Source organism: Pseudidiomarina halophila, from assembly GCF_003987215.1.
GTDB classification, from domain to species: Bacteria; Pseudomonadota; Gammaproteobacteria; order Enterobacterales; family Alteromonadaceae; genus Pseudidiomarina; species Pseudidiomarina halophila.
In genome coordinates this window covers 491,678-505,401 of sequence record NZ_PIPW01000002.1, presented here as the reverse complement: position 1 = coordinate 505,401, position 13,724 = coordinate 491,678, and the positions used below count along the sequence as shown (strand labels likewise).

12 protein-coding genes are annotated in these 13,724 nt (G+C 54.3%); all 12 read right to left on the bottom strand.

Annotated features, from left to right (window positions below):
* Position 1 precedes the first annotated feature (1 nt).
* From CWI69_RS08400 to mraZ, 12 genes are read right to left on the bottom strand one after another with little or no spacing between them, the layout of a single operon-like run.
* Positions 2-916 carry a D-alanine--D-alanine ligase gene (locus CWI69_RS08400; RefSeq protein WP_126763712.1) on the bottom strand — a complete coding sequence of 305 codons (915 nt, stop codon included), beginning with the start codon at positions 914-916 and terminating at the stop codon, positions 2-4.
* Positions 913-2,403: a UDP-N-acetylmuramate--L-alanine ligase gene (murC, locus tag CWI69_RS08395; RefSeq protein WP_126763710.1), complete on the bottom strand. Its 1,491-nt coding sequence runs from the start codon at positions 2,401-2,403 to the stop codon at positions 913-915. The genes CWI69_RS08400 and murC overlap by 4 nt, the downstream gene beginning before the upstream one ends.
* The gene (gene murG, locus CWI69_RS08390; protein WP_126763708.1) at positions 2,394-3,467 is read right to left on the bottom strand and encodes an undecaprenyldiphospho-muramoylpentapeptide beta-N-acetylglucosaminyltransferase; all 1,074 of its coding nucleotides are present in this window, start codon (positions 3,465-3,467) and stop codon (positions 2,394-2,396) included. Before murG ends, murC begins: the two co-directional genes overlap by 10 nt.
* On the bottom strand, positions 3,464-4,762 hold the full coding sequence (ftsW, locus tag CWI69_RS08385; protein ID WP_126763707.1) for a cell division protein FtsW: 1,299 nt from the start codon (positions 4,760-4,762) through the stop codon (positions 3,464-3,466). The genes murG and ftsW overlap by 4 nt, the downstream gene beginning before the upstream one ends.
* Complete coding sequence (gene murD, locus CWI69_RS08380) at positions 4,755-6,143, bottom strand: UDP-N-acetylmuramoyl-L-alanine--D-glutamate ligase (protein ID WP_126763705.1); 1,389 nt, start codon at positions 6,141-6,143, stop codon at positions 4,755-4,757. Before murD ends, ftsW begins: the two co-directional genes overlap by 8 nt.
* Positions 6,144-6,152: 9 nt before the next feature.
* A complete protein-coding gene (mraY, locus tag CWI69_RS08375; protein ID WP_126763703.1) occupies positions 6,153-7,235 on the bottom strand; it encodes a phospho-N-acetylmuramoyl-pentapeptide-transferase in 1,083 nt (360 codons plus the stop codon).
* Positions 7,229-8,668: a UDP-N-acetylmuramoyl-tripeptide--D-alanyl-D-alanine ligase gene (locus CWI69_RS08370; protein ID WP_126763701.1), complete on the bottom strand. Its 1,440-nt coding sequence runs from the start codon at positions 8,666-8,668 to the stop codon at positions 7,229-7,231. The genes mraY and CWI69_RS08370 overlap by 7 nt, the downstream gene beginning before the upstream one ends.
* The gene (gene murE / locus CWI69_RS08365; RefSeq protein WP_126763699.1) at positions 8,665-10,152 is read right to left on the bottom strand and encodes a UDP-N-acetylmuramoyl-L-alanyl-D-glutamate--2,6-diaminopimelate ligase; all 1,488 of its coding nucleotides are present in this window, start codon (positions 10,150-10,152) and stop codon (positions 8,665-8,667) included. Before murE ends, CWI69_RS08370 begins: the two co-directional genes overlap by 4 nt.
* Complete coding sequence (locus tag CWI69_RS08360; protein ID WP_126763697.1) at positions 10,149-11,897, bottom strand: peptidoglycan D,D-transpeptidase FtsI family protein; 1,749 nt, start codon at positions 11,895-11,897, stop codon at positions 10,149-10,151. The genes murE and CWI69_RS08360 overlap by 4 nt, the downstream gene beginning before the upstream one ends.
* Complete coding sequence (gene ftsL / locus CWI69_RS08355) at positions 11,888-12,205, bottom strand: cell division protein FtsL (RefSeq protein WP_126763695.1); 318 nt, start codon at positions 12,203-12,205, stop codon at positions 11,888-11,890. Before ftsL ends, CWI69_RS08360 begins: the two co-directional genes overlap by 10 nt.
* Positions 12,195-13,145 (bottom strand): 16S rRNA (cytosine(1402)-N(4))-methyltransferase RsmH, encoded by a 951-nt coding sequence (gene rsmH / locus CWI69_RS08350; protein WP_198678931.1) that lies wholly within the window; start codon positions 13,143-13,145, stop codon positions 12,195-12,197. The genes ftsL and rsmH overlap by 11 nt, the downstream gene beginning before the upstream one ends.
* Positions 13,142-13,600 (bottom strand): division/cell wall cluster transcriptional repressor MraZ, encoded by a 459-nt coding sequence (mraZ, locus tag CWI69_RS08345; RefSeq protein ID WP_126763691.1) that lies wholly within the window; start codon positions 13,598-13,600, stop codon positions 13,142-13,144. Before mraZ ends, rsmH begins: the two co-directional genes overlap by 4 nt.
* Between the last annotated feature and the right edge of the window lie 124 nt (positions 13,601-13,724).

The window sequence follows — 13,724 nt, the reverse complement described above, 5'->3', positions numbered from 1 at the left end:
ATTAGCCCTCGCTGTGGCGTAATATCGCCACGACTAACTGCTCAAAGCTCATTCCAGCTGCTTTTGCTGCCATCGGCACTAAACTCTTTTCTGTCATTCCCGGCACCATGTTGGCTTCGAGTAGCCGGTAGTTGCCGGCTTTATCGCACATCACATCGATGCGTCCCCAGCCTGCTCCGTCCAGGCTGGCAAAAGCAACTTCAGCCAGATGGCGTAAGGCGTTTTCTTCAACCTCGTGCAAGCCAGCCGGGCAATGGTATTGCGTATCCGAAGCCTGATACTTAGCATCGTAATCGTAAAATTCGTGGGTGGTTTCCAGCCGAATCACTGGCAGCGCCTTATTGCCTAATAACGCCACGGTATATTCAGGTCCGGTTAACCAGCTCTCCACCAACACTTCATGGTCGAACTCAAATGCCAGGGCCAGCGCTTGCTCGAGTTGTTCGGCGTTTGCCGCTGAACTCATGCCAATGCTGGAACCCTCTTGTGCCGGCTTCACCATCACCTTGCCACCCAGTTCACCAAGCAACATTTGATAGTCCAGCGTCTGACCTTTCTGCACCACCACACTCGGGGCGACAGGCAAGCCGGACGCCTGCCAGATCTGCTTGGTTTTTACTTTGTCCATTGCCAGGGCGCAGGCCAGTACACCGCTGCCTGTGTAAGGAACGCCTAAGTAGTGCAACGCCCCCTGAATGGTACCGTCTTCACCGCCGCGACCATGCAATACATTGAAAGCCCGGTCAAAGCCTTGTTCTTTAAGTTCGGCCAGAGGATTGTGCGCTGGATCAAAGGCATGCGCATCAATGCCAGCATTGCGTAACGCCTTCACCACCGCCTGACCTGAGCGTAGCGAAACCTCGCGCTCTGCGGAGTCACCACCAAGCAGTACAGCTACTTTGCCAAATTCACTCATGCCTGCTCCTCCGTAAAAGCTTTGCCGGCACTGCGCAGCGCATCGGGCTGCAACTCAGTGGCCGCCAGATCCCGTGCGATAGCGCCAATATTCCCGGCACCCTGCGCCAGCAACATGTCATTTGGTTGCAATACGTCGGCCAGCACTTGCATTAATTCACCCCGGTCGCCGACATAAATCGGCTCGACCTTGCCGCGTAAACGTAGCGACTTTGCCAGCGAGCGGCTGTCCGCACCCTGCACCGGTGCCTCACCAGCGCTGTACACATCAAGCAACAGCAATACATCAACCTCGGCCAGAACTGAGACAAACTCATCATAAAGATCGCGGGTACGCGAGTAACGATGCGGTTGAAACGCCATAACTAAACGATGGTCAGGCCAACCGGCGCGCGCAGCAGCAATAGTCGCCGCGACCTCCGTCGGGTGATGACCATAGTCATCAATCAGCATGACTTCGCCACGCTGGTCGTCTCGTTCTGCTGGATACTGCCCCAGCAACTGAAACCGCCGGCCGATGCCATCAAATTTCTCTAACGCCCGCTGAATGGCTTCATCATCGATGCCTTCATCGGTTGCGACGGCAATAGCCGCCAGCGCATTTAACACATTATGACGGCCCGGCAAATTCACCGTGACCGTTAATGGCGCTTTATCTTTCCGATGTACGGTAAAATGGCTTTGCCCGCCCTGCTGTTGGTAATCCGCGCCACGCACATCAGCGTCGTCGCTGAAACCATAAGTGGTGAACTGACGGCCAACGCGCGACAACAGGTTCCGGATCACCGGATCATCAATGCACATTACGGCTAACCCGTAGAACGGCAAGTTATGCAAAAAGTCGATATAAGTGTCGAGCAGGCGGTTAAAATCACCGCCGTAGGTGTCCATGTGATCCGCTTCAATGTTGGTCACCACCGCGACCATCGGCTGCAAATGCAGAAAAGATGCATCAGACTCATCAGCCTCGGCAATCAGGTATTTACTCGATCCCAGTCGTGCATTGCTGCCGGCACTGTTCAACAAACCGCCAATGACAAAAGTTGGGTCCAGCTCAGCTTCAGCGAAAATACTCGCCAGCAATGAGGTGGTGGTGGTTTTGCCATGGGTTCCGGCAACAGCGACGCCATGACGGAAACGCATTAGCTCAGCCAGCATTTCGGCACGCCGGACTTGCGGAATAAAGGCTGCCTGAGCAGCTTTTAATTCGGCATTACCGGCATCGATGGCTGAACTGACCACAATCACATCAGCACCGCTGACATTGGCTGCGTCGTGGCCGATATAAATGGTCGCGCCCCGTTCAGCCAGTCGTTTGGTGTTGGTATTCTCAGCCAGGTCAGAGCCAGTAATCTCATAGCCCTGGTTTAACAGAACTTCGGCAATACCACCCATACCGGCGCCGCCGATACCGACAAAATGGATACGGCGGACACGACGCATCTCTGGCACGCTTACGACGGTAAATGATGGTGACTTCATAGCCATTGCTCACACCTCTCGACCACGACAGCGGTGGCATCCGGACGCGCAGCGGCTTCTGCACGCGTACGCATTTGTGCTAATAGTTCAGGTGCCGCCAGCCAGGCTTCAAGTAATTCGACTAACGGCTTGATACGTTCTAATTCATGCTGCGGCAGCAAGGCGCCAGCACCTGCGCGCACCAGTTCGTTGGCGTTGGCAGTCTGATGATCATCCACTGCGTGCGGTAACGGCACAAATATTGCCGGAGTAGCCACGACTGCCAACTCGCTGACAGTTAAGGCGCCCGCCCGGCAAATCACCACATCGGCATTGGCGTAAGCTGCATGCATGCTGTTAATAAACTCGACCACTTCAACCTGCTCCAGGCCACGCTCCCTGTAGGCAAGTTCAACTTCAGCGATACGACCTTTGCCACACTGGTGCAGCACCTCTAATTTGTCACGCTGGCTCAATTGCGCCAACGCCTCGGGCACCGCCTGGTTTAACGCCTGGGCGCCGAGGCTGCCGCCAACGACCAGCAGGCGTAAGTTATCGTCAGATTTCGCTTTACTCTGTTGCTGTGCCGCGAGCCAGTCGGCGCGCAACGGGTTACCGGTCACTTCCGCCTGCGGGAGCTGCTGCTGCGCCGCGGCAAAACCAACCATCACGTGCTGAGCAAAACGCGCCAGCATCTTATTGGTAAGTCCGGCGACGGCATTTTGTTCGTGTACCAGCAGCGGAATGCCCGCCGCTTTCGCCGCAAGCCCCGCCGGCCCACAAACGTAGCCACCGAAACTCAACACCAGCTGGGTGTTGTGCTTGCGATATAAGTTGCGGCACTGACTAATAGCTTTCATCATACGCAGTGGCATCATCAGCTTGCGCAAGAAGCCGTGACCGCGCAGTCCTTGCATGGAAATCTGCTCGAGTGTAAAGCCTGCCGCTGGCACCACCTGCGCTTCAAGCCGTTGCTCCGTGGTACCCAGCCAAATCACCTCGTGTCCACGCTCACGTAACTGTTCGGCAACTGCCAAGGCAGGGAACACGTGTCCGCCAGTACCAGCGGCTGCGATCATAATCTGACTCATGTCGAAGCCCTCCGGCGCCGTACCCCTGAACGTGGCGCGACCTTCACACTCGCCACCCGAATTTCATAATCAATACGCAGCAATAACCCCAGAGCGACACAACTGATCAGCAAGCTGGTACCACCATAAGATACCAGCGGCAGCGTCAAGCCCTTGGTGGGCAACATGCCGGCTGCGGCGCCAATATTGACCAGCGCCTGAAAAGCGAACCAAATACCAATTCCATAGGCGACAAAGGCGCCGAAGCGTTGGTCGATCTGCAGTCCACGACGGCCAATCAGCAAGGCGCGTATCACAATGCCAAACACCGCCAGCAATACCGCAACGATACCGATGAAGCCCAGTTCTTCGCCAACCACTGCCATAATGAAGTCGGTATGAGCTTCCGGCAGGTACTGTAATTTCTGAATACTGTTGCCAAGTCCCTGACCGAACCAGTCACCGCGACCAAAGGCCATCAGTGACTGGGTCAGCTGATAGCCGCTGCCGAAGGGGTCTTGCCAGGGGTCGAGAAAGGAGGTGACCCGCTGCATCCGGTAAGGCTCTTTAATAATCAGCAGGGTCAGTCCGAAGGCCAGTACGATCATAATGGCGAAGAACTGCCACAACCGTGCACCGGCTAAAAACAGCATGCCGACAACGATACTGACCATCACCGCTAACGAGCCAAAATCCGGTTGCATCAACAACAACACCGCGAAGAAAAACAGCACTACCAGCGGTTTTATAAATTCACGCAGGTTTTCCTGCACCAGGTCGATACGCCGGGCCAGATAGCTACCCAGGTAAACCACGAAGAACAGCTTCGCCAGCTCTGCCACCTGTAAGGTCATCGGCCCTATTTTAATCCAGCGACGGGCGCCGTTAACTTCATGGCCAACGATCAGCACTAGAATCAGGGAGGCCAACGCGCCTAGCAATAACACGCCACTACCTTTAAACCACCAGTCTGACGGGATTTGTATGACCGTTGCTAAGAGGGCGACACCCAGCACCAGGTACATGCAGTGACGAACCACGAAATGGAACGGATTATCGGTTAACCGCTCGGCTATCGGGAATGAAGCGGAGCTGACCATAACAAAGCCAAAGGTTAACAAACCTAGCGCCAGCCACAGCAACACGCGGTCGAATAATATACTTTGCTCAGGCAACCACCAGTCACGAATCCGTGTCCAGGGTGATTGCGCCGCCGCAACTTCCTGTATGCTCAGTTCAAGTTGCTGTTCATTACGCTCTTTGCGCGCTTTCTGCTCTTGTAGCTTCTTACTACGAAGCGCTGCAGCATTAGTCATGTGCCACCTCCGTAGTTTTACCCGCTGATTTAATCTGCTCCTGCACCGCGCGCTTGAATAGCTCACCGCGTTCCTGGTAGTTACTGAACATATCCAGACTTGCACACGCAGGCGCAAGCAGCACAACACTGTCCTTGTCCGCTAGTCTGGCGGCAGCGTGCGCCGCCTCATCCAGCGTTTGCACCCGGGTCACACACGGATGATGCTGAGCGATCCGTTCTGCGTCACGCCCGAGCACAATAAGCTCATCAACCTGATCTAAAGCATCGCGGAATGTTGCAAAGTCTGCACCTTTGCCATCGCCGCCTGCAATCAGTATCAGTTTGCCACTAACCAACGGCCGCAGTCCCTGAATCGCAGCTTCCGCTGCGCCAATGTTGGTTGCCTTGGAGTCGTTTATCCAGCGCACGCCATGGTGCTCTGCAACCAGCTCACAGCGGTGCGGCAGACCTTTGAATTCGCGTAACGCAGGGAGAATGAGAGACAATTCAACGCCGACACTGTGCACTAACGCCAGCGCTGCCTGAACGTTCAGCAGGTTGTGGATGCCGGTCAGTTGCAATTCACTGGCGGCGATTAACGGCTGCTCAGCAACACTGATGTGCAGCGCATTGTCATGCATAACCAGACCGAACAGCCCCGGCGCTTCCGCATCGGGCGCATCGCTGCCAAAACTTAACTGCCGTGCGAGCGGCAGATGCTCCGGTGCGGTAGCACGCTGGTCACGATTCCATACACCTTGTCTGGCATTGGTATAAATATTTTGCTTGGCCTGAGCGTAGGCGTGACGGTCAGCGTAACGATCCAGATGGTCGTCGCTGATATTCAGTAAGGTTGCCGCCTGCAGTTGTAAATCATGCAGACTATCAAGCTGGAAGCTCGAAAGCTCCAGTACATAAAAATCAATATCGTCAGCCAGCACATCCAGCATCGGTACACCAATGTTACCGCCAACGGCTACTTTCTTACCTGCTGCGGCCAGCAGTTCACCGACTAGCTTAGTAACCGTTGATTTACCGTTCGAGCCAGTAATGCCTATGACCGGGGCTTTCGCATACTGGGCGAAAATATCGCCATCGCCAACCAACGGAATACCCGCATCATGTGCCATTTGCAGTGCCGGCATCCGTAAGTCCAGCCCCGGGCTGACAATCAATACATCGCACGCTGCAAGTTCACCGATATCAAGTTCGCCGGCAAACAGCTCAATACTAGTGTCGAGCTCCCGTAACGCGTCAGTTAGCGGTGGTTCGTTGCGGGTATCAAATACCAGCGGCCGGATACCTTGTTGCAGCAGGAAACGCACGCACGAAAGTCCGGATTGGCCGAGGCCGACCACTCCGATAACTTCGTAATTGCGTAGTGCAGCAAGGTAACTCAAGGTATCTCCTTAACGCAGCTTCAGGGTCGCCAGACCAATCAGCACGAACACGATTGATAAGATCCAGAACCGCACGATAACGCGCGGCTCCGGCCAGCCTTTCAATTCATAATGGTGATGGATAGGTGCCATCCGGAATACGCGTTTACCGCGCAACTTAAACGAGCCCACCTGCAACATCACCGATACGGTTTCCATCACAAACACCCCGCCCATGATGAATAAAACGAGTTCCTGACGAACCATCACAGCGATAATGCCTAACGCAGCACCTAAGGTAAGTGAGCCGACATCGCCCATAAATACTTGCGCCGGGTAGGTGTTAAACCAAAGGAAACCTAACCCTGCCCCGCAAATTGCAGTACAGACAACCAGCAACTCGCCGGATAATGGCAGGTGCGGAATATTCAGATACGCAGCAAAATTGATGTTGCCCGACACGTAGGCAAAAATCCCTAAAGCTCCGGCAACCATAATCACCGGCACAATCGCCAGACCATCCAGGCCATCGGTCAGGTTCACCGCGTTACTGGTGCCGACCACGACAAAATAAGCCAACAATATGTAAAGCATGCCCAATTGCGGCATCACGTCTTTAAAAAACGGCACCAGCAACTGTGTCTCAGCACCAACGGTAGCGTTGGCGTATAAGAATACTGCTGCAACTGTGGCAATTAACGACTGCCAGAAATATTTCCATTTCGCCGGTAAGCCACGTGAATTCTTTTGTACCACTTTGCGGTAATCATCGATAAAGCCAACTAGGCCAAAGCCAATCACCACACCAAGTACAACCTGTACATAACGATTGGAAAGGTCCGCCCATAACAGGGTCGAGAGCACAATAGCGGCAATAATGAGCACGCCGCCCATGGTCGGAGTGCCCGCTTTACTCAGGTGCGACTGTGGACCATCATCACGTACCGACTGACCAATTTGTAACCGCTGCAAGTAGCGTATCAGCCGCGGTCCCATCCACAACGCAATCAGCAATGCTGTCAATACGCTCAGGATAGCGCGCATGGTCAGGTACGAGACGACGTTGAAGCCGGTCGCAAACTGGGTGAGGTATTCAGCAAGCCAAACTAGCATGCCTGGGTTCCTTCTTCTTTGCTTAAGCTTGGGTGCAATTCAGCCGCGCGTTCCTGTAATGCACTAATCACCTGCTCCATGTGCGCACTGCGCGAGCCTTTTACTAAAATGGTGATTGGCGTACTTGCCTGCTGGGCAACGTCGATAATGGCGTCGACCAGAGCATCTTTGGTGGAGAAATGTTTACCTCCACGGCCATTAAAGACTTCACTGGCACTTTGGCTGAGCACACCCAAGGTATAGAGGTTGTCAATTCCGGCTTGAATCGCATAAGCTCCCACCTCTTCATGATAGTGGCGGGCCTGCTCACCAAGCTCTCCCATATCGCCGAGCACCATCATGCGCCAGCCGGGGTATACCGCGAGCATATCGAGCGCGGCTTTGACCGACCCTACATTGGCGTTGTAACTGTCATCAATGAGTTTGATCTGGTCACTTAACGGCATCACGTGCATGCGTCCGGGGACGGGTTTAAGTCCGGCCAGTGCAGTCTGGGCATCAGCGAGCGGACAACCTACCGCAACCGCCGCAGCTATGGCTACCAGTGCATTGTCAACGTTATGTAAACCTGGCAGATTCAGCTGAATTTCAGCCGTTTCGGCGGTACCGGTCAGGGCACTGTCGAGGTGTACCCGAAAATGTGCGCAGCCTTGTTCATTCAGGGTCACGTCGGTGGCGCGAATCGCCGCAGCTTCGTCTTGGCCAAAGGTTAAATGCTGGCAATGGGTAATCTGCTTCTGCCAGCTTGGCGCAAATTCCGAGCGGATCGGCGTCAGCGCCAGACCATCAGCATTTAAGCCTTTAAAAATTTCAGATTTTGCCCGGAACACGCCATGTACACTGCCAAAGCCTTCAACATGAGCAGGTGCAACATTATTAATAATTGCCACGTCAGGTTGTGTTAAACGGGTGGTGTAACCGATCTCACCTATATGGTTGGCGCCAAGCTCGATGATCGCTATGTCATGACTTGGCTCTAAACGCAACAAAGTAAGCGGCACACCGATGTCATTGTTAAAATTCCCCGCCGTAGCGAGAACGTTGCCCTGGGTCCGTAAAATGGCCGCCAGCATTTCTTTCACTGTGGTTTTACCGCTGCTGCCGGTAATCGCGATGGTCTTGGGCTGCACACTGGCTTTGACTGCGGCACCTAACTGCCCGAGCGCGTAGCGCGTATCTTTCACCACGATTTGGGGTACCTGCTGTCCTTCCGGCAACTGCACGTGGCGCGCAACCATCAATGCTTTTGCACCTTTGCTAACGGCGTCTGCGGCGAACTCATGGGCGTCGAAATTAGGGCCCTGCAGCGCGATAAACAAGCAGCCTTCGGGTAAGTCACGGGTATCGGTGCTGACCGCATCGATACTGCAGTTATCACCAAACAACTGACCATCAACGGCACGACATATCCACTGCATATCAGTTTTAATCATGACAGCCCCCCATTCACGTTTTGGGTCGCTAATAACTCAGCCACCAGCGCTCGCTCGTCGTACGCAATGCGCTGCTGACCAATCACTTGATAATCTTCATGGCCCTTGCCTGCCAACACCACCACATCTTTGGGTTGAGCCTTAGCAATGGTTGCCGTAACGGCCTGCCGACGCCCCGCCACTACCTCCACATGATCCTGCTGCGGTATTCCTGTCAGAATATCGCGTACAATTTGGGCAGGATCTTCGGTGCGCGGATTGTCATCGGTCACGACCACACGGTCGGCAAACTGAGCGGCAACAGCACCCATCTGTGGACGCTTCCCGCGATCACGGTCGCCGCCACAACCAAACAGACACCAAAGCTCACCATGGCAATGCCGCCGCACAGCGGTCAGGACTTGTTGTAGCGCGTCCGGAGTATGGGCGTAGTCAACGATTACTAATGGCCGGCCCTGCTGAGTAAAGGCTTCCATCCGCCCGGGCACTGGGTGCAGGGTTCGCACCGCCTGACAAATCACATCCCAGCTATGGCCTAAGCGCGCAACCGTGACAATCGCTGCCAGCAGGTTATAGACATTAAATTCGCCCAGTAGCGGCGAAGCTACCGGATAGCTTGACCGACCATCGGTATCAGGCACATTGAGCGTAAACTCAGTACCGCTATCACCGTAATGGATGGCTGTGGCATACACGCCATGCTCGTGTTGCTGTGGGTGTAGGCTAAAGCGCCAGGTGTCAGGACGATCCGGTAACCAGGCACTAAGTGCGGCGTCGTCACAATTGAGTACAGATTGCGCCGTATCCAGTTCGGTAAACAGCCGGCGTTTTGCCCCGGCATAGTTGGCCATAGTGCCGTGATAATCGAGATGATCCCGGCTAATGTTGGTCGCCACCCCAATGGCGAACGGAATAGCTTCGACCCGACGTTGCACCAGTGCATGGGAAGATACTTCCATTGCCACCACGGCCGCGCCTTCAGCACGCAAGGTCGCCAAACGTTGCTGCACTGCGATAGGGTCCGGCGTGGTATGAGTTTCCGGCAACAATGCGCCTGGAAAGCCACTGCCGGTGGTGCCAATCACCCCAGCTTTTACGCCTAATGCTTGCAGTAGCTGGGCAATCAGGTACGTCACTGAAGTTTTGCCATTGGTCCCGGTGACACCGACGACCTGTATATGACGGGCCGGTTCGTCATAAAAACGGGCAGCAATTTTTGATAACTGCTCTTTTAGCTGGGGCACTTCAACAATGATGGTGTCGCCGCGTTGCTCGACGTCAACACCATCGGATTCACACAGCACTACACTTGCGCCAGCGGTGATTGCAGCGTCAATGTAATCGCGCCCATCCACCTGATAGCCAGGTACCGCGACAAAAGCATCACCTGATGCCACCTGCCGGCTGTCCAACTTGAGACCGCCGATGGCAACATCAGGTAAAGGTAATGGGTAAACGGGCAACAATTGTGGCAGATGAATCATTGTCCACCTCCAAAACCCGCGACGTGTAACTGAGTGTCTTCTAAATGATCCGGTGGCACATTCATGGCGCGCAACGCATCACCGACAATCTCAGCAAAAATTGGCGCCGACACGGTGCTACCGTAGTAGTCATCACCACTTGGTTCGTTGATAGTCACAACCACCGCAATGCGCGGATCACTGACTGGAGCCACTCCGGCAAAAAGTGTCACATATTCGTCACCGTAACCGCCTGCTATGGCTTTACGGGCCGTACCGGTTTTGCCAGCCACGCGATAGCCAGGTACCCGGGCGTTTTTTGCACTGCCATCGGCGACCACTTGTTCCAGCATCAGCAATACTGCCTCAGCATTCTCGCGAGATACCACCTGACGTCCGGGCGGGAGTTCACCTTCAGCGCGACGCTGAATGGTCAGCGGACGAAATACGCCGCCATTTGCTATTACCGTATAGGCCTGGGCCAGCTGCAAAGTTGTTGCTGTCAGTCCATAGCCAAAAGACAAAGTCGCGACTTCAAAGTCGGACCAACGGGTACGATGCTGCAGTACCCCGTAACTTTCACCAATCATGCCAATACCTGTGTCGTTGCCGAGTCCAACTGCAGCGTAAGTCGCCAACAGCTGTTCAACGCCTGTGAGTAGAGCAATCTTGGATGAACCCATGTTGCTGGAGTTCTGTAAAATTTCGGTAATGCTTTGCTCGCCGCGATTGGTAGGGTCACTGACGCGACGACCGCCGAGTCGCATCCAACCCGGATTGGTATCGATGACTGTATCGACCTCAATTGCACCTGACTCGAGCCCGGCCAGAACCACCAACGGCTTCATGGTGGAGCCGGGTTCGTAGGCATCGGTAATCACGCGATTACGCATCCGGTGCGGCTGCCAGTCAGTGCGGTTATTCGGGTTAAAGGACGGGCTGTTGACCATCGCCAGCACTTCGCCAGTGTCAACATCAACAATCACTGCTGAACCCGAGGTTGCCTGATGATAGCGCACGGCTTTTTTTAACTCGGCATAGGCCAGGGATTGCAAACGTTGATCGATACTTAGCGTTAGTTGTTGTGGTTGTTCAGCGTCTGTGGCTCGCACTTCCTCAACAACCCGTCCTTGTGCATCCTTGCGATACAGCCGTTCACCCGGCTTCCCTGTAAGAACCTCGTTATAAGCGGCTTCAAGCCCCTCGATACCGTTTCCATCTATGTCCGTGAAACCCACCAAATGCGCGGTAATCTCACCGACCGGATAAAACCGGCGTGATTCAGTTTTCAGGTACACCCCGGGAATTCCCAACTGGCGTACGTAGTCAGCGACTGCCGGCGTTACCTTGCGCTCAAGGTAAACAAAACGGCGCTTGGGATCCGCCACACGCTCCATCAGACTGTCGACGTCGGTGCGGAACACCTCGGCCAGCGCCAGCCAGCGTTCGCGATTGGCTAATCCCTGACCTTCATGGACCCGTTGCGGATCTGCCCAAACCGTTTGCACCGGCACACTTACTGCCAGTTCCCGGCCATGACGGTCAACGATAGTGCCACGTTGTACCGTGGTTGGATCCATGCGCAACGAGCGGCGATCGCCTTCGTAGATAAGTTGCTCCGGCTCAATCACCTGGATATAGGCGGCACGCGCAACCAGACTGGCAAACACACCAAATACAATGAACAGAGCGAAATAAAACCGGCCCTGTCCCAGATGTGGCTGAATTCCTTTTTTCTGATTCCTTTTCCGAGGTGTTATTGCCATGGCACCAGCACCTCCTGTTCACCTTCCGGGCGGACCATACCAAGCCGCTGCCGGGCAATGCGCTCAACCCGACTGTGCTCTGTCAGGGCGGTTTGCTCAATTTGTAAATGGCGCCACTCGATGTCGATCTGGTCACGTTGAGACAACAACTCATCGCGCTCAATCGTCAACAACCGATTGGCATGGGCAACGTAAATGACCCCCAGCGCCGTCGCCAAAATACAGCTAAACAGCAGCAGTACCAGCTTCTGCTGTTGCAGATCGTTAAATAATACGGTTAACAAGCTTGGTACGCGGCTACTGGTCATAAGCTAACCTCTCCGCAACCCTTAACACCGAACTGCGTGCGCGCGGGTTCTCACGCGTCTCTGCGGCACTTGGTTTATGTGCTTTGCCGATCAATTTCACGGTCTGTCCACGATCAATCTGGTCGTCCCGCAGGGGTAACCCTGGCGGAATCTCTTTACCTTTGCTTTGAGCGCGCAGGAAACGTTTAACCAGGCGGTCTTCAAGGCTGTGAAAACTGATCACTGCGAGTCGGCCATGGGGTTTCAGACCACTGACTGCCGCTGCTAACGCGTGCTCAATCTCCTCTAACTCACCGTTAATGTGGATGCGAATGCCCTGAAAGCTGCGGGTCGCCGGATGCTTGTGCTTATCCTTAAACGGCACGGCTTTGTCAATCAAGTCCGCCAACTGCTTGGTAGTACTCAATGGCATTGCTTCACGCTGCTGCACGATGGCCTGCGCGATACGCCAGGCGAAGCGTTCTTCGCCGTACTCACGCAGCACAAAGGCAATTTCATCAGCGCTTGCGGTATTCAGAAAGTCAGCTGCTGTTACGCCGCTGCTGGTATCCATGCGCATGTCTAACGGGCCTTCGCGCATAAAGCTAAAGCCCCGTTCGGCATCATCAAGTTGTGGGGATGAGACGCCAAGATCAAACAAGATACCGTCAAGTTTGCCGCGCAATTGCTGCGCGTCCAGCACGTCGTCAAGACGCGAAAAGGGAGTGTGGATTATAGTAAAGCGTGGGTCATCACGCAGGGCTTCAGCAGCTTCGATCGCGGTGGGGTCACGGTCGAGCGCGATTAAACGTCCCTGGTCATTGAGTTGCGACAAAATGGCACGTGAGTGCCCCCCTCTTCCGAAGGTGGCATCGAGATAAATTCCGTCTGGTCTGATGGCAAGAGCCTCAAGTGACTCCTGTAACAGCACCGAGACATGTTGCGGCGCTTTTGTCATTATAATGAGAAGTCTTGTAGTCGATCACTAAGTGCCAAATCGTCTTGTTGTTCTGCTGCCATATCAGCAGCGACCTGTTCTTGCCATGCCGCATCTGACCAGAGTTCGAACTTGTTCAACTGACCGATGATCATGATCTTTTTATCCAAATCTGCGTGTTGACGCAGGGTTGGCGCGATCAGGATACGGCCATTCTTGTCCATCTGGCAGTCTTCGGCGTGGCCTAACAGCAAACGTTGGAGACGACGCTCCGCGGGGTTCATGCTGGATAAGGTGGTAAGCTTTTGTTCGATGATTTGCCATTCCGGCAAAGGGTATAACAGCAAGCAAGGCTGCTTGATATCGATGGTACAGACCATTTGGCCTTCGCAATCAAGCATAAGGCTCTTGCGATACTTTGCTGGTATCGCAAGACGGCCTTTGTCATCTAGACTTAATGCTGCTGCACCACGAAACATAAATTTGATCCACTATTACCCACAAATCCCCACAATGTGACAGTCTAGGTGCCGATCTTTACTACTGTCAAGAAAAAAAGGGGAGTTTGCGACATGCGACAGGGCTTGACGCACCGCACAATGT